This is a genomic window from Pseudoalteromonas sp. AS84, assembly GCF_038900255.1.
In the GTDB taxonomy this organism is placed as follows: domain Bacteria; phylum Pseudomonadota; class Gammaproteobacteria; order Enterobacterales; family Alteromonadaceae; genus Pseudoalteromonas.
The window spans coordinates 1-19,206 of the sequence record NZ_JBBMQY010000035.1 but is presented as its reverse complement, the minus strand read 5'-3'; the positions used below and the strand labels follow the sequence as shown (position 1 = coordinate 19,206).

The following is a 19,206-nucleotide window of genomic DNA, read 5'->3' as shown; positions in this document are numbered from 1 at the left end:
ATAAAAATTTTTGCCTAGTTCTAGCGTAATTTTCTTAACGTTAAATAGACCCCATATATAAGCAGATTGGTATAACACTCACATCAACACCCATCACGTAGGGCGAGCGCAGCGACTCCCGACGCTAGAATCACCATAAGTGCGCACTTATAACACTTAAACTTCAATTCTAACCTCACGATATAGCTTCATATTTTCACTAAATTATACTCAGATCTCAGCGCTTCTCGTTTCTTCTCATTTTGTTGCAATTTCATTCTTGGTTTAATAAGTGACCTGTGTAAAACTAGCTAAGTTAATTTAGTAAATCAGGTGACATGAATGTCGAATATTAAAGCTTGGAAACTTATGAGCCTGTTTTGTTTGTTCGCAGTGCTTATGGGTTGTCAATCTAAAGAAGAGCAGCTGCAACAAACAATTCAAGAGTCTATTAAAAAGGTAGATACGGAGCTGTCTCAGCTTGGTACTGCACTCGATAATGGAAGCGTACGCAATGCTGTATTACTTAAAGAATATGGCGAGCTTCTTAAAAAACAACAACCAGAACTTACAAAGGTTGTTGATGTAATTACCCTTGATGCAACGCGCCAAGGCGCACTTTATAGTGGTTTAACACAGCGACTTAAAGATGTGAAAGGTACTTATTTAATTCCCCCTTATGAAGATACGCTACATAGTATTGATTTGTTGCGTGAAGCAGCCAAACCAACGCTATTCTCTGATGCGTTAACCGATCCTATCAATATGCTAGCTGATATGTCTAAAGGTGCTTTAGCACGTGTAGGTGCAATTAGTAAGCAAGCTGAAGGTGAGGGTGTTGGTAACCAGATGGTTGGTAATCCTAACTATGGTAATTGGCAATCAAATAGTAATGGTATTAGCTTTTGGCAATGGTACGGAATGTACCGTATTTTAGGCGATGTATTTGATCGTGTTGAATACGGAAGCTGGAGCAAACGCCGAAAGTATAGTTATTACAATGACTATGGCCGTTCACGTTATTCAAGCCCTAAACAAATTAAAACCCAAAGCGCTTTAGAAACACGTACGCGTCAAACATACCAACGCCAAGGTAAACAGTTTACAAGCCCTTATGCGAGTAAGAAAACAGGTGCATCAGGTTTAAGCCGCAGCAGTTATACGCCACCAAAAAGCCGCAGTAGTTATTCTCGTTCGAGCAGTTATAGCAATAGCTCTGGATCGGTGCGTGATAGTGGTAGCAGAACCTCTCGTGGCGTGAGCCGTGGTAAGTAAAAGAATAAAGTTGGAGTTAGAATAATATGTATGAATTTAATGGAATAACTATGTGGTCGCTGCAAGCGCTGGCGATTGATTTTGCAATTATTGTTTTATTATTTGTAAGCCTTAAATATATAAAAGGCTGGGTTTCAAACTTACATGCAAATGATGAAATAACAGAGCGTGATAACTTTGCCTTTGGTATTAGCTTTGCCGCTGGCTTGGTGGCGCTGGCGATTGTATTAACGGGTGTAAGTAGCGGAGCTTTTGCTGCAACACTGCAACAAGAAGCACTGCAAATGTTAGCTTATGGCGCATTAGCAATTGTACTTATTAAGTTGGGTCACTTTTTTCAAGATAAAGTAGCACTTCGTAAGGTAAGTCTGCACGACGAAATCGTTAAAGGTAACGTTACAGCTTCAATAATTGATTTTGGCCATGTTGTCAGTGTTGCTATCGTTATTCGCTCAGCTCTATTATGGGTGGCTACTGATGGCTGGCATGGTCTTCCAATTGTAATTGCCGCCTTTATTATAGGTAGCGTTGTATTACTACTTGTTAGCCAGTACCGAGTGCAGTTATTTAAGCGTACAAATAAAAGTGGCGACTGCCTACAACAAGCAATTGTTGATGGTAACTTAGCTGTGGGTATTCGTTACGCTGGATTTTTAGTCGGTAGTGCATTAGCTATTACAGCAGCAACGGGTGTTGCACCTTACGCTGCTGATAATATTAATGCGAGTTTACTATACTGGGCTATTAGCGCTGTTGTGAGCCTTGTTGCATTTATTATTTTGCACTTAGTGACAATTAAAATAATTTTATCTGGTTGCGATATTTCCGATGAAGTTAATCGTCAAAAAAATGTAGGTGTAGCTACTATTTCTGCAGCAGTATCATTTGCTGTAGGTATCACTATGGCAACATTACTAGGCGCATAATCAGTGTCATCAACCACAACTAGTCCAAGTAAGTCTCGCTTACTTGGGCACGATATATTACTTATTACTGTTATGGCCGTGCTTGCTGGGTGCGGCCTTATTTATGAATACTTACTGTCTCATTATGCTGGCCGTGTACTTGGCTCAGTAGAGAGCGCTATTTACGCCATGATCGGTACTATGATTGTAGCAATGGGCTTAGGCGCTTTTTTAGCACGTTGGTTTAAAGATGCATTTACCGCTTTTGCTTGGTTAGAAAGCATTATTGCTTTAATTGGCATGGGCTGCATTTTAGCGATAGCGGGTGTAATAGCAGTTAGTTATTCTCTTCCCCATTTATTTTCGAGCATTTTTAATTTACCCCCTGATGTTGTACTTAATGGTTACGTATTTCAAAAGCTACAAGAGTGGTCACGTTTTCTACCTTATGTTTTTGGTTTAATACTGGGCTTATTTATTGGTATGGAAATACCGCTTATAGCGCGTATTCGTCAGCACGTTTATGGGCGTTTTTTAGAAAACAACGCAGGGACTATCTATGGTGCCGATTATATTGGTGCTGGTATTGGTGCCGCCATTTGGGTAAGTATCATGCTCTCAATGCCTATAATGCAAGCTGCAGCATGGACGGCGTTATTTAATATTATCGCAGGGCTCGCATTTTTATGGCGCTATCATACCCATGTGCGCTTTGCTAAGGCACTTTTAGTTTGCCATATAGTGCTGTTGGCATTATTTGGCTTTATTTTAGTATTTGGTAGTAGTTGGATGAACAATCTAAGTAATGTTTTATACAAAGATAAAGTAATTTACTCACAAGCCACTAAATACCAACACGTAGTATTAACTGAGCGCTTAAGCAAAAACCAACCTCAGCCAATTACCGATTTATATTTAAATGGGCGTTTACAGTTCTCAAGTATTGATGAGCAAATATATCATTCAATGCTGGTTTACCCTGCAATGCTTGCCTCTAATAGACACGACCGTGTATTAATAATTGGTGGTGGTGACGGGCTTGCACTTAGAGATGTTTTAAAATGGCCTGTGAGTGAAGTAACGCTAATAGATTTAGACGCGCAACTACTCAATTTATTCGGTCATAAAGATGGTGACTTTACGCCGCCAGAGCACATCAATAAGCGATTACTACAGTTAAACAATAAATCAATGCATGACTCGCGAGCCAATATAATTGTGGGTGATGCATTTTTAGAAGTAGAAAGGCTACTTGACCAATCTAAGCAGTTCGACACTATTTTAATTGATTTACCTGACCCTAACCATCCTGATCTAAATAAAATGTACAGTGACTACTTTTATAATCATGTGCGGCAGCTATTAGCACCCGATGGCGCAATGGCGGTTCAATCAACCTCACCTTATCACGCTAAAAAAGCGTTTTTAAGTATAGGCAAAACGGTTAAAGCTGCAGGGTTTGGGTATGTTGAGCAATATCAGCAAAACATACCTTCGTTTGGGCAGTGGGGCTGGACTATAGCCACTAAAATGGGGCAGTCGGCCAGTGGTCGAATTAATGATGCGACGGCTATGCCTGTGCCATCAAGGTGGATTAGTAAAGAATATTTATTGGCAAGTTTTGTATTTCCTAACCACTACTTTGAGAAAGTTAAAAGTATTGAGGTCAATAGGTTAGGGTCGGGTCAGTTGTATGATTACTACCGAACTGCGTGGCAAATAGAAAGCGAATTATATAAAAACTAATAAAACATGGTTGACATAATATGTCGGCCATGAGAATCTTAACTCAGACATAATATGTCAAACGACAAAAGGCAGAGACATGGAATTAAATGAACTTTCAATAAAATTAGCTTCTTTTGAAACTGAAGGCGCTAACTTTGAGTCTTTCTTGATTGCCAACCCTGGCGAGCAAGATGTTTTACAAGTCATTGTTGATGGAAATGATGAACTTCCAATTTTTGTTACACAAACACAAGAGCAGCTTTTATGTATTAGCTACTTGTTTGACGAAGATGAAGTTAAGAGTGAATTACGCAACGAGTTAAACGAAACATTACTACGTTTAAACGTGCCAATTCCACTGAGTGCATTTGCTAAAATCGATAACAAATACGCGATTTTTGGTGCACTGTCGGTAAATTCATCATTAGATGACGTTACCCACGAACTAGTGACATTAGCCGATAACGCTATCGATGCACTAGAAGCCGTGACCTTGTATTTAAACGATTAATAGCTAGTTAGTGGAGTTAATATTATGAGTATTTTAAAAAAATTATTTACAGCAGTACGTGGCGGCGCTCGTGAAGCAGGCGAAGCAATTGTAGACAAAAATGGCATCCGTATTTTTGAGCAAGAAATTGCAGATGCGCAAAATGCACTTCACCGTGCTAAAAAAAGCCTTACTGAAGTAATGGCTAAAGAAATGCAAACTAAGCGTAAAATTAGCGCTGTAGATGCTTCAATCGCTGAACATGAAGCGTATGCAGGCCAAGCTCTTGAAAAGGGCAATGAAGCATTAGCATTAGAAATTGCAGAAAAAATTGGTGACTTTGAAGCTGAAAAAGCTGAAAACGAGCAAGTATTATCTGGTTTTAGCAATCACATTGTTGCGCTTAAGCAGCAAGTTAAAGATGCTGAAAAATCTATCAAAGAGAATCAGCGTCAGCTTACAATGGTTAAAACCACTGAAAGCGTACAGCAAGCAACAATGGCTGTTAACAGCACACTTAATACAAACAGCTCGTCTATGACATCGGCTCGTCAATCGCTTGAACGCATTAAACAGCGCCAACAAGATCGAAGTGACCAGCTTGGTGCTGCAAAGCAACTTGAGTCAGACGTAAATGGCGATGACTTAAAAGCAAAAATGGCTGAAGCAGGCATTGGCGACACAAGTCCAAAAAGCGCTGATATTTTAGCTCGTATCAAAGCGAAGCAAAATAGCTAACCATTACGTTTATACTTTAAAAAGGTAACCGAGTTTTTCTCAGTTACCTTTTTTGCTTAGAAGGCAGCCTTCCTATGTTTAATTTTTTCAAATCTAAAAAAGAGCCAGAACGTCAGCTTAATCATCCGAGCGAACTTAAAAAAGGCGACATGTTTAGCGTTATTGACTCATTTGCCTATCCTGCATGGTTAAAAGGTGAAACGTTACGTGTTACTGATATTCAGACTTACCAATATCAGCACAGTAGCGATACTGAATTTGTACTTGAGACAAATAGCGGCCAAGTTGTATTTTTACAAATTGAGCAAGATGACGGCGAAGAGTGGGCTAACTTTTCTATTAAAATTCAGCGAAACGAAGTTGAAGAAATATTTAGCCTTGATGAGTTTGCGCGTATTTTTGATGAAGAGTCGTTAACCCACATTACAGTGCAAAATACACCAGAGCGCTTTATGCAGTTTTTAGCTAAAAGCTATCAACAAAGCGAGTCGCCTTATGTGTGTTATTTCCATAATAAAGACTACCGCAACCAAACTTTGCCTCGTTATGAGCAAGAAGGTGGTGAGCCATGTGAAATGATTTGCTTAGCGTCAGATAACGAAGGTTTTGGTTTAAATATCGAAATTTGGGATGGTGGTGAAACCGAAGTATCGCTAACGCTAACGCGTCCAATGTCAGACATTGTAGACTTGTTTCCCGGAGATGCTAAGTGAGTGATGCTAAAGATAAGTGGTTACGTCAGGAACAAGCTGTACGTGCCACGCAAATGGCATTTGATCTGAGCAGCGAAGTTCAAAAGCTGATAAAAAAACAAGCGATCGATCAAGAGTTAACTCCATCAGATATGATCCGAAAAATACTTGGCTTAGACGTAAAGTCTAAAAAAACGCGTCAACGTTTATCGTTTAATTTAAATGATGATGAAATAGCGCAACTAGCCAGTCGCTTTGATGTACAAAGTGATGACAAGCGAGCCGTAAAGCAACAAGTAGCTGATTTATTAATAGCTCACACTAAAAATAAAAAGTGAAATAATTTAATTAGGTTTTTATGAATATTATTTTAATTGCTTACTTAATTATTTTTGCGTTGTTTGGTACTGCGGCGAGTTATTTTGTTCGCTTTATTTATGCATATTGGGTGCTTAAAACAATGCCCATGAAATACATTATTAAAGCGGGTATTTGCGTGGTATTGGTGGTAGTAATTTCAGCGTTAATTCCATATTTAAGTTAACGCTGAAGTTAAGGTGGCCGTTTTTATTTTATATCAAACGACTGGCACTGCTGATTAATACACAGCGATTGCACTTCAAGTACAGGAGAACAATCAGTTAAGCCTTGTGCTTTATTTTGTATGCTTTCTTGTTTTGTTATTTGTTGAGCAAGCTGTTCCGCTTCTTCTTGAGAGGTGTTTAGCGTTGAATAAACAGCATATTTACTCGGTCCGCCACAAGCACGTGCGCCGACTTCAAGGACTTTGCACTGAAAGCTAGCGGTGCAGCTATTATTACTCACCATGTTATTCAGATCATAGTTCAAGTCAGACAAGTTTTTACTTTGCTCATTTGACGTCACAGTGCTAGCACAACCACTTAGTAATAAAATGCTGCTAGCAATGCTTATAATTGACAGTTTAACTGTTGATGGTAAACAACTCATAACGTTATCCTTAAAATGCACTTACCGCTGAGCCTTCAAGTTTAACACATTTATTTTCAACACACTGCGTGCTTGGCGTTGTTAAATGCTGACAAATGCTCATCATCCCTTTTTGTGAATTATAACTACTTTCAAGCTTAGTAATTTTGTCGCTAAGGGCTGCTACTTGCTCCTCAGATGCTGCGTTTGTTGAGTACACAACAAAACTGCTTGGCCCACCACATGCGCGACTACCTACTGCATTTACTCTACATTGAGTGCTTGTATCACACTGTTTATCTGTAATTAGTGTATTTAATTCGGTTTTAGCTGCTTTTATATCGTCTATTGAAACGTTTTTTAAATCAGCTTTTGGTATTTTTTCAGCAACTACGTTCTTTTTAGTATTTTCTTGTAATTGAGTGTTTTCTTTTAGCTTTTGTAGCTCTTGCTTTGGTGCTTCAGCTTCTGAGGTGATTGTTACTTGCTGTGTTTTAGCGGGTTCTTTATCCAAACATGCAGTCAAGCACAGTGGTAAAAGTATGGCTAACAATGGGGTACGCATAAAAAACCTTGATAGTGATGAAATATTCATCACTATCATACACTGTGCATTTTTTACGGCAATAAAAACTATATTATCAAGTAATTAAAGGCACTAAAAAATTGTTCTGTTAAAGTCCGCCCTGCGTTAGTTTGGTAGGGTTGAGTAATTTTTCGAGTTCTTCGCGCGGTAGATCAGTTTCTTGTTCGGCTACATCAATAATAGGGCGGGCTTCTTTATAAGCCTGCTTTGCTATTTTTGCTGCTTTTTCATAACCGATCACCGGATTAAGCGCCGTTACCAAAATTGGATTTTTAGCGAGCGCTTTATCTATATTAGGCTGATTTACCTTAAAGCTGGCAATGGCTTTATCGCCCAATGCCTGCGCGCTATTGGCAAGTAATTCTATGCTTTGTAAAATATTATACGCAATGACTGGCAGCATAACGTTTAGCTCAAAATTACCCGCCTGGCCGGCTACCGTAATAGTGGCGTCGTTACCTATTACTTGTGCACTTACCATTGCGGCTGCTTCAGGTATAACAGGATTTACTTTGCCAGGCATAATAGATGAACCTGGTTGAAGCGCTTCAAGCTCTATTTCACCTAAACCTGCAAGTGGGCCTGAGTTCATCCAGCGTAAGTCGTTCGCTATTTTCATTTGTGCGACAGCGAGTACTTTTAATTGCCCTGAAAGCGCGACGATGGCGTCTTGCGAGCCTATGTTATAAAAAAAGTTACTACTAGGCGTAAATCTAATGCCTACATTGGCACTCAGGTTTTCTGTAAATTTTGTTGCAAATTTAGGGTCTGCATTTATTCCTGTTCCAACGGCTGTACCGCCTTGTGCAAGCTCGCATACACGCTCTAAACTATGTCTAATTCCTGCAGCGGCATGGTTAACTTGTGACTGCCATGCACTTAGAGTTTGATCAAACGTTACAGGCATTGCATCCATTAAATGCGTACGGCCCGTTTTAACTATATGGCCTACTTCAGCTTTTTTCTTTTCCAGGCTTTGCGATAAGTTTTCAAGCGAAGGAAGTAATTCATACACTACGTTTATTGCACTACTGAGTGCGATAGCAGTAGGAACTACATCGTTAGAACTTTGCCCCATGTTTACATCATCATTAGGGTGAATGCTTTCACTGCCTACCCGGCTAGCAAGCGTTGCAATAACTTCATTGGCATTCATATTTGAGCTTGTGCCCGAACCGGTTTGAAAAATATCAACGGGGAAATGCTCAATGTGCTCGCCATCAATAATACTTTGGCAAGCTTGCTCAATAGCATTGGCTTTAGCTTTGCTTAAATGCCCAAGCTCACAGTTACTTTGTGCTGCGGCTTGTTTTATATAAGCCAGTGCAGTTATAAATTGCTTCGGCATAGGTAAGCCACTAATGGCAAAATTATTAACCGCTCGCTGTGTTTGCGCTTGATAGAGTGCATCAGTAGGTACTTTTAGCTCGCCCATGCTGTCTGATTCTGTTCTAAAGTTGCTCATAAGTGTGCTCCTTAAAAAGGGTTGAATTCGTGGCTAAGAATACGAGCTTCACGCTCAAGTATTAAAAATTGTGCAGTATTGTTATGCACTTTATAAAACCGTTTTAGTGCTAATAAAGGTTTGTATAACTGCTCTAAACATTGTTTACGAATAGCATTATGTATAAGAGGGTCGCACATTTTGTTCATAATTTCATGGTGTGTGCGTCGAAGGTAAAACTCTTGAAGCAAGGGATTACGTTGTTGCTCAAATTTTTTGGCGACGTTAAGGGCGGCTTCTATGTAATCGGCAACGAGCATGGGTGCATGTAGGCCAGGTCTTAAGCAATGGCAAGAGAGTTCTTGATGGTAACGATGCTGGGCATAATTTGAAGACATAAAAAAACCGACTCAAGTTAACGATAATAGTTATCATTACATTTAATCGGTTTCAGTGTAAACAGTTATTATAAAAATTATTTGCGATACTAATTTGAGTTTTAATTGTAGCCAAGAATAAATATCTGATCTGTTTCATGTTTGGTCATCGCCTGTTGATTGTGTTTAGGGTGCGAAAGTAAATCGATTACTGTAGCTCTCATATCAACGGCGTAACTATGATCGTCGGTGGTTTTTTCGGTTATAGCAATAGCTGCGTCTACTGCTGTATAAGGGGGTATATGCATAATTTTATCCTTTGAAATTTAATATAAGTTAAACCCTTTAGTGGGTTAGTTATATAAAAGCATATTACGTACCAATCATAATTAACCAGCTCAACCATATGATAGTTATAGTGTTTAAAAATTATATATTTTTCATCACGACAAAATAAGCTAAATTTGCTTTACTGTTGTGCATTAATCTACAATTTTGGTGCACAGTAATGACAAAGCCATTTTCACAAGCCTGTGAAAACAATAAAACCCCTATTTTAGAGCAATTAAGAGTTGTATTAAAAAATACTAAAACAGTACTCGAAGTTGGCTCAGGAACCGGCCAGCATAGTGTTTTTTTTGCAGAGCAATTACCACATTTACAGTGGCATACAAGTGATCGCGCTATAAACCACGAAGGGATTAACTTATGGCACCGCGAAGCTAATTTAACTAATTTACATGCACCACTTGAGCTTGATTTAAATAATGAATGGCCAGTAGATAAGGTTGACGCTATTTATACTGCAAACACATTTCATATTGTAAGTTGGCAATTAGTTGAACGTTTTTTTGACGGTGTTAAACGTCACTTAAATAGCGACGGTATGTTGTGTATTTATGGGCCATTCAAATACAAAGGTGAATTTACCAGCCCAAGTAATGATGACTTTAGTGCTTTTTTAACAGAGCGCGATCCGTTAAGTGGAATAAGAGATTTTGAAGCAGTTGAACAACTAGCTAAGCAAGCAAGGCTTACGCTTATTAGCGATACAGCCATGCCTGCAAATAATCAGTTACTCGTTTTTAAACGGCAGTAATGAGCTACATTGCTCTTTATATATATCAATATGGCCGCGTTCACGCTTTAAGTAGTCGCTTATTGCATTACTAAAGTCGCCATCAACAATATGGTGAGCAGAGTAGGTAAGTACGGGTTCAAATCCGCGTGCTATTTTGTGCTCACCTTGTGCCCCCGAATGAAAACAGTTGAGTTTATGCTTTATTGCAAACTCAATACCTTGGTAATAACACAATTCAAAGTGCAGCGAATCTACTTCTTCACTTGCTCCCCAGTAGCGCCCATAAAGCGTATTTTTACCTACTAAACTAAGTGTTGCAGCAATCACGTTATCGTCTCTTTTGGCCAGCATAATAACGAGGCTATTAGCCATTAAGGAATGTAAAAGCGTAAAAAACTCCATATTTAAATAGCCCAAATGACCAGATCGCTTTAAGTAGGTACGCTGATAAAACTCACAAAACAATTGCATTATCTCGGGCGTAATTTGCGTTCCTTGCAGCCATTCAATATCAATATTCTGTTGCGCTATTTTAGCTCGCTCTTTTTTAAGGGATTTACGTTTGCGAGAGCTAAGTATTTGCAAAAAATCGTCAAAGGTTTCAAAATCTTTATTAAACCACTGAAATTGCACGCCTACTCTTAACATGGCGTGTTGCTCAGTTAATGATGTAGCTTGGGCTTGGTCGCAAAAGTTAACATGCCATCCCGACCACCCTTGCTCAGCACTGTGTATGCTTAGTTGCTCTGTAATGTATTGGTACACAACGTTAGGGTTAGCGTGTTCAATAGCAATACGCTTGCCTTCAATGGGGCTAAAGGGAATGCCAGATAGCCATTTTGGATAATACTCTAAGCCGTGTTTTTCGTATGCCTCTGCCCATGCCCAGTCAAATACGTACTCGCCGTATGAATGACCTTTTAAATACCCGGGTGCAAGTGCAACGAGCGTATCATTTTCAAAAATAGCGAGGTGATGGGGCTGCCAACCACTTTTTTGTGTTACGCATTGGCTTTGTTCAAGGGCATATAAAAAAGCATGTTGAGTAAATGGTTCATCACCAAATAAACGTTGCCACTGCGCCTGATCAATCTCATTAATACTGCTAAACCATTGGTGCGAAAACGTTCCCATGACTACTTACCTTGTAGTTGTTTTAAGCTGTTCTACGTTTTTAATAAACGTACTAATTTGCATTTTAAGCTCGGTAAAATGAGGATTATAAGTTAAGCGCTGTAAAGCCGGATAGTGTTTTAAGTTGGCGCTTGTACGCTCTCCTAGTTGTGGATTTTTTGTTGTTTTACATGTTTTGTACAGGGACTCGTCGTTAATAAAGCTGCCACAATTACGATAAGTTGCGTTAATTCCATAATGTGGATTTTGCGGTGAGTTAACAACCGCAATATGCGATATACCATGAACCTTTTTACATTGAGGCGTTGTGCATTGCGGGTTATTTACTGTGTAGTCACTAGCAAAGTCTGGCGGTAAAATATCAGTGCTTCCATAAAGTACTAAAGTATCGAGCGGCTTATATTTAATTGAATTACCTTTGTGTAATGTACTTAATAACTTTAGAGTGGCACGCGTATCTATCGTGGTATCAATATCGCTAAGTACACTAAAAATAGGTAATTTAAGTGGCGGGCGTTTGCTTAAACTACTTACGCTTGCAAGTGACATTGCATCGTATGATGCTGCCGCTGCATTTAAAGGAAATGATTCATACTTCGCAAAGTCTACATCGGCGTCTTTATCAATCCAATTAACTAAGGGTATGGCATCAATCCACTTTGCTATCCAGCCGTACTTATTATGTGGCTCAGAGCCGGGCGAATAAAGCATAAGCGCTTTAATTTTAGGTGAAACAGTTTGCTTAGTTGCGTAATCAATAAGTAACGCTGCACCGGTAGAGTAACCTGCGAGTATTACCTCATCAAAGTCTTGCACCGAGCGTTCAACCCCGTATTTTATAGCCTGTTGCCATTGGCTAACGTCTACATTGAGTAAAGCACTTGCGGCGCTACCATGTCCTGGTAATAAAATAGTACGCACAGTATAGCCTTGTTGATAATACACTTGTGCTAAATCGTGATACGTAAAGGGTGAGTCAGTTAGTCCGTGGATTAGTAGTGCAACTTTATTACTGTTTGAATGCGTTAGCTCAAAAGGAGCAATAATATCTGCCATAGTAGGGTTAGGTTTTCGCGTACCTTGTGTTACTAATTGCTGATACGTTTGTGTAATAATAGGGCATGGCATATTTGAACGTGTATTGGCTTTATTTATATGTTTATATGCAAAATCTAAGTAATCGTTAAATGGTAAAAGAGCGTGGTAATTAAAGCGCTGGTGGTTGTGCTCTTTTTCAAAGCGTAATAAGCCTTGTTGCTTACTTTTTGTTATAAATTTAAAGTCGCTTGCCTGCGATATACAGTTTTGAGCGACGGTAATATGCGAAAAAATACTTAAAACAAAACCAAAAGCTACTCTTAAAACTATTCTTAAAATTAAATCACTATTATTCATTAACTACTGCATATTGGGCAAGACACTCAGTTAGCTTAATGAGTTCAAGCGGTTTTGCAAGATGTTGGTTAAATCCAACGGCTTGTGCATGTGCTTTATCCTCTGGCATAACGTCGGCAGTTAAAGCAATAATCGGGAGTTCTTGTTCGGTTTTAAACTGGCGGATTAGGGCCGTTGCCCTATAGCCATCCATTACAGGCATTTGGCAATCCATAAGCACTAAGTCAAAATGCTGCTTTTTAACTATATCAACGGCCAGTTCGCCATTTTCTACTATATACGGCACAATCCCCAGCGAGCCAAGCATCGCTTTAATAACCATTTGATTCACTGGGTTGTCTTCTGCGACCAAAATGTCTAGCGAAGTAATATTAGTATTATCAAATGTAATAACATGTTCTTTTTTAGGCTCTGTTGTTTCTAATTGCATTGAAAATGTAAACGTAGAGCCTTTATCTATTTCACTTTCAAGTGCTATTTCTCCCCCCATTAATTGGCTTAGCTCTTTTGCTATTGTTAAGCCCAGCCCTGTACCACCAAATTGCCTAGAGGTAGAGCTATCAGCTTGGGTAAACGCATTAAATAATTTTTTATGTTGGCTTGGCTTTATACCTATTCCGGTATCCCTAATGGTTATAACAAGCTGTACTTTATTGGCGGCAGTAAACTCTGTTTCTATGTTTAAAGTAACGCTGCCTTGGCTTGTAAATTTAATCGCGTTACTACATAAATTAAGTAATATCTGCTCAATTCGCATCGGATCACCAATAAACCAGGTATCTAAAGGTAGCTTTGAGTTAACTTGCCATTTAATACCTTTGTTAACAGCACTTTGTTCAAACATATTGTTTATGCGTGTTATTAAGGCACCTAGGTCGAATGCAATAGATTCAATAACTAACTTTTGGGATTCTATTTTTGATATATCAAGAATGTCATTAATTAAGTTTAATAAACTTTTAGATGATGAGTTTATTTTATCTAAATAGCCAATGAGTGTAGTTGCAGTGTCTGTTTCGCGAGCAAGTGAAGAAAAACCAATAACGGCATTGAGCGGTGTTCGTATTTCGTGGCTCATATTAGCTAAAAATTGGCTTTTAGCTTGATTAGCTAAATCGGACTGCTGTTTTGCTTGTGCGAGTGAGTGTGTACGCTCTGCAACTTGACGTGTAAGCGCTATTTGTTGCTGATTAAACAGTAGTAAAACCATTAAAATTAAAGAACATACGGCAACTTGAAGTATGAGTAATAATAAAGTTAGTTGGCTATTATGTTGTGTTAAAAAGCTTTCTTTAAGGGATAGTTTTACAATCCATTTTTGCCCTGCAAAGTCCACGTCAAACGACATTAAACGGCTGCCTTTGGCTTGCTGAACATCTTGAGAGTAATTACTATAAAACGGCGGTGTGTTTGTATCTTCATATATACCAATCGAAAACATATCAGACTGCTGTTTAGTAATAGCTTGTTCAATAATACTTCGTACTAAAAATACACCTGTGGCATAGCCTTTAATTGTTTCTTTATCGTTACTTTGAGAATACACAGGAGCAAATAATAAATAAGCTGGCTTAGGCTGTTTGGTCTGTACTAATTGAATTATCTTAGTCCCTACGGGCATATATTTTATAGCAGGGTTAAGCAGGGAATTTTTTCGATCAGGGTTTGAAAATACATTAAAGCCAATAGCTTTTTGATTACCATTAAAAGGAGCTATGTATTTTACTATAACAAGGGGATCGCTAATTTCAAGAGGCTCACCTACTACATCAACATCTAAATGGTAAATGTTTGATATCTCTTGAGCAAAGACGTCTCGTTGATCTTGAGCTATTTTTGCATTCCACGATAAAGCGTGAATAAACGCATGCTGGGTTAGTAATTGGCTAGCATAAGAATAAAAATCTTGTTGGCTTAATGTTGAAGATGATTGAACCTGACTTGCTAGGCTCTGCACTGCAATAATACTGCGATTTGTATATCTATAAAGGCTATTTTCTATAACGTGTACTTCACGTTCGGCGATTTTAATTGTGCTTATACGGTTTTCTTGATCGTATAGCTGTGTTGTAACCGCAACCGACACAAATAAAATAGAACATACTGCAATTGTTGGAAACGCCGATATATTATGTTGGTTAGACTTTTGTGGTAATAAAGAAAGTAAAAACGGAGTTGCAATTATTACTCCTAATGTATCGCCAAGCCACCAGTAAATAACATTCTTCCAATGATTATCAATACTGTAAACTGAGTTAAATTGACTAAGAGCGAACACGCCAAAGTTAGCCGAAATTAAACTGACTAATATGGCTATGACGAGAATAAAGTAAATTATGTTTTTACGCTTTTTAAAGCGTAGTGGGTGGCCAAGCCAAAATTTTAGTAAAGCAGCGCCCACCATTGCCTGTATAACCACACCAAAGGCGATATACATTGCCTCGTTAAATGAGTTACCGACAAGGACTAGCTCATGAGCTGAACTATCAAAAATATTTAAATTAAATGCAATTGCAGCTACAAATAAAGGTGGGATAAAGCGCCACCACCAAATATAACAACCGACCAAAGCTATACCAGCAGGTAACCAAATTGGAATTATTTGCGAATTAAAAGCAAGTTTAGTGAGTGCTATACCCACTAAAAAATATGCTAAAGCAAACATGATGTAAAAAATAATAGAATGATTTTTAGAGTTAAAATTTTTCACATAAGGTCCAAGCAATTATTATTATCGTTTTGAAATATCAGTATAGCTAACAGTAAGTTATTTGGGTTATTTTTATAATGGTAACTGTTTTTTGCTAAATGATTGTTTAAGCACAACTGTTGATTCTATATTTGCGATACAACTTAAGCCACCTAGTTGATGTTTTACAAATGTTTCGTAGCTCTCAAGATCATGTGCAATTATTTTTAATAAATAATCATAGCTCCCTGATATTACACAACACTCTAATACATGTGGTAATTTTTCTACATGTTGCTCAAATTGCTCTGCAGCACTTACCGAGTTTTGGCTTAATCGCACAAACGCATATACCAACACATTAAGGTTAAGTGCTTTAGGGTTTATGGCGGCGTGGTAGCCGGTAATAATGTTTTCTTGCTCTAACTTTTTTATACGTCTTAGGCAAGGTGTATCCGATAGGTTAATACTACTGGCCAAGTCTGAAACCGACATACGAGCTTGGCTTTGCAGTGCAACGAGTAATTGCTGATCTTTTTTATCTAACATAGTTGTCGACTTTTATTAATTATTTTTATATTTGTAGTGATTATTGCTAAGTATTGCAGCTTTTACTAATTTTTTTGGCGTTTTACCCTCATTGAACTCTGTTAGCATTTAACTATAAAAATAATAGGGCACAACAATGAACACACATACCGCTATTTTCGATCACTGGATACGAACAGAGTTTGTCACTTTAAATAGTGAATTAGAGCAGATTTATTGGCAGCAAACCGATAAAGCAAATGTAGAAGGGGTAGGCGAGGCCTTAAAGCAACAATTACAAAAAAAAGGCAACGCATTAATTAGTAATTTATTAGCCGAGGGCAATACAGATCAAGGCTTTGATAGCGCTTTTGACTTACTCGGTAACGTAGGATTGTTTATGGCAGCGTGTAGGCGCCATGAAATTACTGAGCCAAGCAGAGAAACCACCTCTCCACTAATAGAAGCCTCAGCGCTTTCTATGCATATAGGCGCATCCATTGGCGTAACCCCTCGTTTTGCTACCGCCCACTTAACTACTCATAACAAAGCACTTAACGGTATTTATAAACGATTTACTAATTTACCCGATGAAAAGCTATTTATTGATTACAACACCCAAGGTATTTTGGCCTATAAACGTGCAAGCGATGCTTTATTAAAAATATTGCCGTTAGGTATCTCACACCCCCTGTGTGGTGAGTTATTAAAAGTAGCTAAACAGGCACTTATAGATGTAATTGAGTCAAACAATGCACTTTATTCTGAGCTCGATACAGATCGATTTTTTAACTGCGTTCGCCCTTATTATAAACCGTACCGTGTAGGTAAAGAGGTTTACAGAGGGGCAAATGCTGGTGACTTTGCAGGTATTAACGTGATTGATATGCTGTTAGGGCTGTGTAGTGCAAACGAGCCTAGTTACTCGCAAATGCTGGTGGATAAGTTTTTATATATGATGCCAGAGGATCAGCAAATACTACGAGAAGCCATGCGTATGCAAAGCTTTATGGATGACTTTTTACAAGCAGAGCAATATAAAAATACAGGTTGGTTTAAAAACCACGCAAAGTTATTTATCCAAGTGTGTAAATTACATGGTGACACCGCGGTCGGTCATCATAATCAACTGGTTGAAAAGTTTATTGCTCAGCCTTCAAAAAATATGCAACAGCAGTATATGAGTAAGGTAACAGCAAGTGGTCCGCCGCTTCATGTATTGCTTGATTCGCTCGAAAAACTAAGAGATAGGCGAGCCAGCGCAAAACGCGACGATATAAAAACACGCTTTGACGATCTAAATACACTTAAAAAATGGATTAAATAGCATGCTTAAAAACGATTTTTGTATGGCCGATGGCTGTTATTTATTAAACCACTCGGTAGGGCGTCCTCTTAAAAATACACAGCAATATTTAGTACAGCACTATTTTTTACCATGGGAGAGCTCAAGTAAAGAACCTTGGCAACAATGGCTGCCCGCAGTTGAACAATTTACTAGCGCGCTTGGTAAGTTATTTAATGCGCCTAGTTCGCAGTTTTGTCCTCAGGTTAATTTATCAAGTGGCTTAACAAAGTTGCTTATGTCGCACCCTCGATTACAGCAAAAAAATTGTAAAGTGCTTATGGCGCAAAGTGATTTTCCGAGCATGGGCTTTGCAATGCAAAAAGCATTACCAGAGTGCGCACAAATTATGTTTATACCAGAGCACGAAAACCTAACTGATATTAATGTTTGGCAGCGTTATATAACTTGCGATATCGACTTGGTTTTTATAAGCCATGTGTATTCAAATACAGGAGTACAAGCGCCTGTATACGATATTGTAGCTATAAGTAAATTAACCAATAGTTTATCAATAGTTGATGTTGCTCAGTCAGCGGGTGTTATACCGCTTGATTTAAGCGTACTTGATGCTGACTTTATGATTGGCTCGAGCGTTAAATGGTTATGTGGTGGCCCAGGTGCAGCTTATTTATGGGTTAACAAAAACCAAATAGAGTATTGTAAGCCTAAAGATGTGGGTTGGTTTTCGCATCAAAATCCATTTGAGTTCGATATTAACCACTTTGAATATAGCGCCAGTGCGCTCAAATTTTGGGGAGGTACTCCCTCCGTAGCGCCTTATATTATTGCCGCAAATAGCATTGCTTACTTTGCAGAGCTAACCGCTCACAAGGTAAGAGATCATAATTTAGCTATGCTTACGCTTATTCATGAGCAACTAGGCAAATATGTTGTATCGCCTATGAGTGATGATAAGTGCAGTGGGACTGTGATTTTGTTTTTTAACAAGCAGCAAGACCATGTACTTACAGCGCTTAATAAAGCGAAAATCAGTGTAGATGCCCGTAAATTTGGGATACGAGTATCGCCACATATTTATAATACTCAAGAAGACGTTGAGCAGTTTATTTCGATAGTAAAACGAGCGCTTAAGGGTTTTGGCTAAGCTGCTGCTTTCTTTGTTTTAATGACTCTATTTTTTGCTGCGTTTGATTAATTGATGCGTCGTAAGCTTGTTTTAACGAATTTGTTTTAGTTGCGATAGCATCAGCAATAGACGAAGCGCCTAAACGATTGGCTTTATCTTGAGTCATGTAATCTATCTGCTGTTTTTTAGCTGCGTATTCTTTTTGGCTTTGTGCAATAGATAGCTCAAGGCGCTTTATTTCACGCTCTATTTGTTGAACTTCTAAGAAGTCATCCACAGAGGTGTCGGTAATACCTTTACCGGGCGTAGAGCTTTTGTATGCTTCAATTACGTTTATATCTTTAAGAGTAATAACTGGTGCATCTTTAGCGCAAGGCGTTTGGCTAAAGGTAGGAACGCCCTTAATTACACACTTATACACTGTTGTACTTTGTGCCAAGGTAAAAAATGGTGCTGCCGCGCAAACTGATAGCAATATGAACCGGATCATAGCTAAACCTAAAGTGGCTAAAGTTGTGTTAATAATGCCCTAAGTTATTACTAGGCACAATTTGTTTAGTTTTTATAATTTTTAGGTACAAAAAAACCACAACTAAGTGGTTTACATTAAGTATAGTTCAAAGGGAGGGGTAAACTTGCTTACATCCATGTAATCAATCGCTGCGCGACGCTTGCAGCAGCCCAAAATGTTCCAGGCATTTTATTGAACCCTGTCGAGGGTTCTCACCCTCCCAATTTAGTATAGGTGTTAAATTTTAGGCACAAAAAAACCACAATTAAGT

21 protein-coding genes are annotated in these 19,206 nt (G+C 38.5%); 11 read left to right on the top strand and 10 right to left on the bottom strand.

The genetic code is table 11. The features are described from left to right. Positions 1 to 321: 321 nt before the first annotated feature. The 8 genes from WNY79_RS20300 (at position 322) to WNY79_RS20265 (ending at position 6,351) form a co-directional block, all read left to right on the top strand. Positions 322 to 1,254, top strand: a complete 933-nt coding sequence (locus tag WNY79_RS20300; RefSeq protein WP_076925897.1) for a hypothetical protein — start codon at positions 322 to 324, stop codon at positions 1,252 to 1,254. A gap of 26 nt (positions 1,255 to 1,280) precedes the next feature. Continuing rightward, complete coding sequence (locus tag WNY79_RS20295) at positions 1,281 to 2,180, top strand: DUF350 domain-containing protein (protein ID WP_024589503.1); 900 nt, start codon at positions 1,281 to 1,283, stop codon at positions 2,178 to 2,180. Between the two features lie 3 nt (positions 2,181 to 2,183). Then, positions 2,184 to 3,905 (top strand): polyamine aminopropyltransferase, encoded by a 1,722-nt coding sequence (locus tag WNY79_RS20290; protein ID WP_342876746.1) that lies wholly within the window; start codon positions 2,184 to 2,186, stop codon positions 3,903 to 3,905. 79 nt (positions 3,906 to 3,984) lie between these two features. Next, positions 3,985 to 4,398: a DUF2170 family protein gene (locus WNY79_RS20285; protein WP_004335098.1), complete on the top strand. Its 414-nt coding sequence runs from the start codon at positions 3,985 to 3,987 to the stop codon at positions 4,396 to 4,398. 24 nt (positions 4,399 to 4,422) lie between these two features. Then, positions 4,423 to 5,115, top strand: a complete 693-nt coding sequence (locus WNY79_RS20280; protein WP_004335088.1) for a PspA/IM30 family protein — start codon at positions 4,423 to 4,425, stop codon at positions 5,113 to 5,115. A gap of 74 nt (positions 5,116 to 5,189) precedes the next feature. Further along, the gene (locus WNY79_RS20275) at positions 5,190 to 5,828 is read left to right on the top strand and encodes a hypothetical protein (RefSeq protein WP_170072806.1); all 639 of its coding nucleotides are present in this window, start codon (positions 5,190 to 5,192) and stop codon (positions 5,826 to 5,828) included. After that, positions 5,825 to 6,145: a hypothetical protein gene (locus WNY79_RS20270; RefSeq protein WP_024599671.1), complete on the top strand. Its 321-nt coding sequence runs from the start codon at positions 5,825 to 5,827 to the stop codon at positions 6,143 to 6,145. The genes WNY79_RS20275 and WNY79_RS20270 overlap by 4 nt, the downstream gene beginning before the upstream one ends. Positions 6,146 to 6,165: 20 nt before the next feature. Beyond that, the gene (locus WNY79_RS20265; protein WP_007579770.1) at positions 6,166 to 6,351 is read left to right on the top strand and encodes a hypothetical protein; all 186 of its coding nucleotides are present in this window, start codon (positions 6,166 to 6,168) and stop codon (positions 6,349 to 6,351) included. 23 nt (positions 6,352 to 6,374) lie between these two features. On the opposite strand, the gene WNY79_RS20260 is transcribed toward WNY79_RS20265, so the two are convergent. The 5 genes from WNY79_RS20260 to WNY79_RS20240 form a co-directional block, all read right to left on the bottom strand. Beyond that, on the bottom strand, positions 6,375 to 6,776 hold the full coding sequence (locus tag WNY79_RS20260; protein ID WP_024599672.1) for a hypothetical protein: 402 nt from the start codon (positions 6,774 to 6,776) through the stop codon (positions 6,375 to 6,377). Positions 6,777 to 6,786: 10 nt separating this feature from the next. Continuing rightward, positions 6,787 to 7,320 (bottom strand): hypothetical protein, encoded by a 534-nt coding sequence (locus WNY79_RS20255; protein ID WP_342876745.1) that lies wholly within the window; start codon positions 7,318 to 7,320, stop codon positions 6,787 to 6,789. A gap of 109 nt (positions 7,321 to 7,429) precedes the next feature. Then, complete coding sequence (locus tag WNY79_RS20250) at positions 7,430 to 8,806, bottom strand: class II fumarate hydratase (RefSeq protein WP_342876744.1); 1,377 nt, start codon at positions 8,804 to 8,806, stop codon at positions 7,430 to 7,432. Between the two features lie 11 nt (positions 8,807 to 8,817). After that, positions 8,818 to 9,183, bottom strand: coding sequence for a hypothetical protein (locus WNY79_RS20245; protein WP_342876743.1), 366 nt, complete (start codon positions 9,181 to 9,183; stop codon positions 8,818 to 8,820). Positions 9,184 to 9,284: 101 nt separating this feature from the next. Continuing rightward, positions 9,285 to 9,470, bottom strand: coding sequence for a hypothetical protein (locus WNY79_RS20240; RefSeq protein WP_010554833.1), 186 nt, complete (start codon positions 9,468 to 9,470; stop codon positions 9,285 to 9,287). A gap of 200 nt (positions 9,471 to 9,670) precedes the next feature. Between WNY79_RS20240 and WNY79_RS20235 the strand changes: the two genes are divergently transcribed. Continuing rightward, positions 9,671 to 10,261 (top strand): DUF938 domain-containing protein, encoded by a 591-nt coding sequence (locus WNY79_RS20235; RefSeq protein ID WP_024599676.1) that lies wholly within the window; start codon positions 9,671 to 9,673, stop codon positions 10,259 to 10,261. Here WNY79_RS20235 and WNY79_RS20230 read toward each other — a convergent pair. From WNY79_RS20230 to WNY79_RS20215, 4 genes are all read right to left on the bottom strand, one after another. Then, the gene (locus WNY79_RS20230; protein ID WP_342876742.1) at positions 10,238 to 11,377 is read right to left on the bottom strand and encodes a GNAT family N-acetyltransferase; all 1,140 of its coding nucleotides are present in this window, start codon (positions 11,375 to 11,377) and stop codon (positions 10,238 to 10,240) included. The two genes, WNY79_RS20235 and WNY79_RS20230, sit on opposite strands and share 24 nt — an antisense overlap. Before the next feature lie 6 nt (positions 11,378 to 11,383). Further along, complete coding sequence (locus WNY79_RS20225) at positions 11,384 to 12,772, bottom strand: alpha/beta fold hydrolase (RefSeq protein WP_342876741.1); 1,389 nt, start codon at positions 12,770 to 12,772, stop codon at positions 11,384 to 11,386. Further along, the gene (locus tag WNY79_RS20220; RefSeq protein ID WP_342876740.1) at positions 12,765 to 15,482 is read right to left on the bottom strand and encodes an ATP-binding protein; all 2,718 of its coding nucleotides are present in this window, start codon (positions 15,480 to 15,482) and stop codon (positions 12,765 to 12,767) included. The genes WNY79_RS20225 and WNY79_RS20220 overlap by 8 nt, the downstream gene beginning before the upstream one ends. Positions 15,483 to 15,554: 72 nt before the next feature. Further along, on the bottom strand, positions 15,555 to 16,010 hold the full coding sequence (locus tag WNY79_RS20215) for an Lrp/AsnC family transcriptional regulator (protein WP_076925888.1): 456 nt from the start codon (positions 16,008 to 16,010) through the stop codon (positions 15,555 to 15,557). A 136-nt stretch (positions 16,011 to 16,146) separates the two neighbouring features. On the opposite strand from WNY79_RS20215, the gene WNY79_RS20210 reads away from it, so the two are divergent. Together WNY79_RS20210 and WNY79_RS20205 are read left to right on the top strand one after the other, a co-directional pair. Beyond that, the gene (locus tag WNY79_RS20210) at positions 16,147 to 17,316 is read left to right on the top strand and encodes a monodechloroaminopyrrolnitrin synthase PrnB family protein (RefSeq protein WP_342876739.1); all 1,170 of its coding nucleotides are present in this window, start codon (positions 16,147 to 16,149) and stop codon (positions 17,314 to 17,316) included. A gap of 1 nt (position 17,317) precedes the next feature. Further along, positions 17,318 to 18,442: an aminotransferase class V-fold PLP-dependent enzyme gene (locus tag WNY79_RS20205; protein WP_342876738.1), complete on the top strand. Its 1,125-nt coding sequence runs from the start codon at positions 17,318 to 17,320 to the stop codon at positions 18,440 to 18,442. On the opposite strand, the gene WNY79_RS20200 is transcribed toward WNY79_RS20205, so the two are convergent. Beyond that, positions 18,426 to 18,914: an RNA-binding protein gene (locus WNY79_RS20200; RefSeq protein WP_342876737.1), complete on the bottom strand. Its 489-nt coding sequence runs from the start codon at positions 18,912 to 18,914 to the stop codon at positions 18,426 to 18,428. The genes WNY79_RS20205 and WNY79_RS20200 overlap by 17 nt on opposite strands. Between the last annotated feature and the right edge of the window lie 292 nt (positions 18,915 to 19,206).

Excerpts from the sequence above, each read along its gene's own strand:
- WNY79_RS20235 (WP_024599676.1), top strand. The coding sequence starts at position 9,671 with ATGACAAAGCCATTTTCACAAGCCTGTGAAAACAATAAAACCCCTATT.
- WNY79_RS20275 (WP_170072806.1), top strand. The coding sequence starts at position 5,190 with ATGTTTAATTTTTTCAAATCTAAAAAAGAGCCAGAACGTCAGCTTAAT.
- WNY79_RS20280 (WP_004335088.1), top strand. The coding sequence starts at position 4,423 with ATGAGTATTTTAAAAAAATTATTTACAGCAGTACGTGGCGGCGCTCGT.
- WNY79_RS20240 (WP_010554833.1), bottom strand. The coding sequence starts at position 9,470 with ATGCATATACCCCCTTATACAGCAGTAGACGCAGCTATTGCTATAACC.
- WNY79_RS20285 (WP_004335098.1), top strand. The coding sequence starts at position 3,985 with ATGGAATTAAATGAACTTTCAATAAAATTAGCTTCTTTTGAAACTGAA.
- WNY79_RS20230 (WP_342876742.1), bottom strand. The coding sequence starts at position 11,377 with ATGGGAACGTTTTCGCACCAATGGTTTAGCAGTATTAATGAGATTGAT.
- WNY79_RS20300 (WP_076925897.1), top strand. The coding sequence starts at position 322 with ATGTCGAATATTAAAGCTTGGAAACTTATGAGCCTGTTTTGTTTGTTC.
- WNY79_RS20255 (WP_342876745.1), bottom strand. The coding sequence starts at position 7,320 with ATGCGTACCCCATTGTTAGCCATACTTTTACCACTGTGCTTGACTGCA.
- WNY79_RS20250 (WP_342876744.1), bottom strand. The coding sequence starts at position 8,806 with ATGAGCAACTTTAGAACAGAATCAGACAGCATGGGCGAGCTAAAAGTA.
- WNY79_RS20245 (WP_342876743.1), bottom strand. The coding sequence starts at position 9,183 with ATGTCTTCAAATTATGCCCAGCATCGTTACCATCAAGAACTCTCTTGC.
- WNY79_RS20215 (WP_076925888.1), bottom strand. The coding sequence starts at position 16,010 with ATGTTAGATAAAAAAGATCAGCAATTACTCGTTGCACTGCAAAGCCAA.
- WNY79_RS20295 (WP_024589503.1), top strand. The coding sequence starts at position 1,281 with ATGTATGAATTTAATGGAATAACTATGTGGTCGCTGCAAGCGCTGGCG.
- WNY79_RS20265 (WP_007579770.1), top strand. The coding sequence starts at position 6,166 with ATGAATATTATTTTAATTGCTTACTTAATTATTTTTGCGTTGTTTGGT.
- WNY79_RS20260 (WP_024599672.1), bottom strand. The coding sequence starts at position 6,776 with ATGAGTTGTTTACCATCAACAGTTAAACTGTCAATTATAAGCATTGCT.
- WNY79_RS20210 (WP_342876739.1), top strand. The coding sequence starts at position 16,147 with ATGAACACACATACCGCTATTTTCGATCACTGGATACGAACAGAGTTT.
- WNY79_RS20225 (WP_342876741.1), bottom strand. The coding sequence starts at position 12,772 with ATGAATAATAGTGATTTAATTTTAAGAATAGTTTTAAGAGTAGCTTTT.
- WNY79_RS20200 (WP_342876737.1), bottom strand. The coding sequence starts at position 18,914 with ATGATCCGGTTCATATTGCTATCAGTTTGCGCGGCAGCACCATTTTTT.
- WNY79_RS20205 (WP_342876738.1), top strand. The coding sequence starts at position 17,318 with ATGCTTAAAAACGATTTTTGTATGGCCGATGGCTGTTATTTATTAAAC.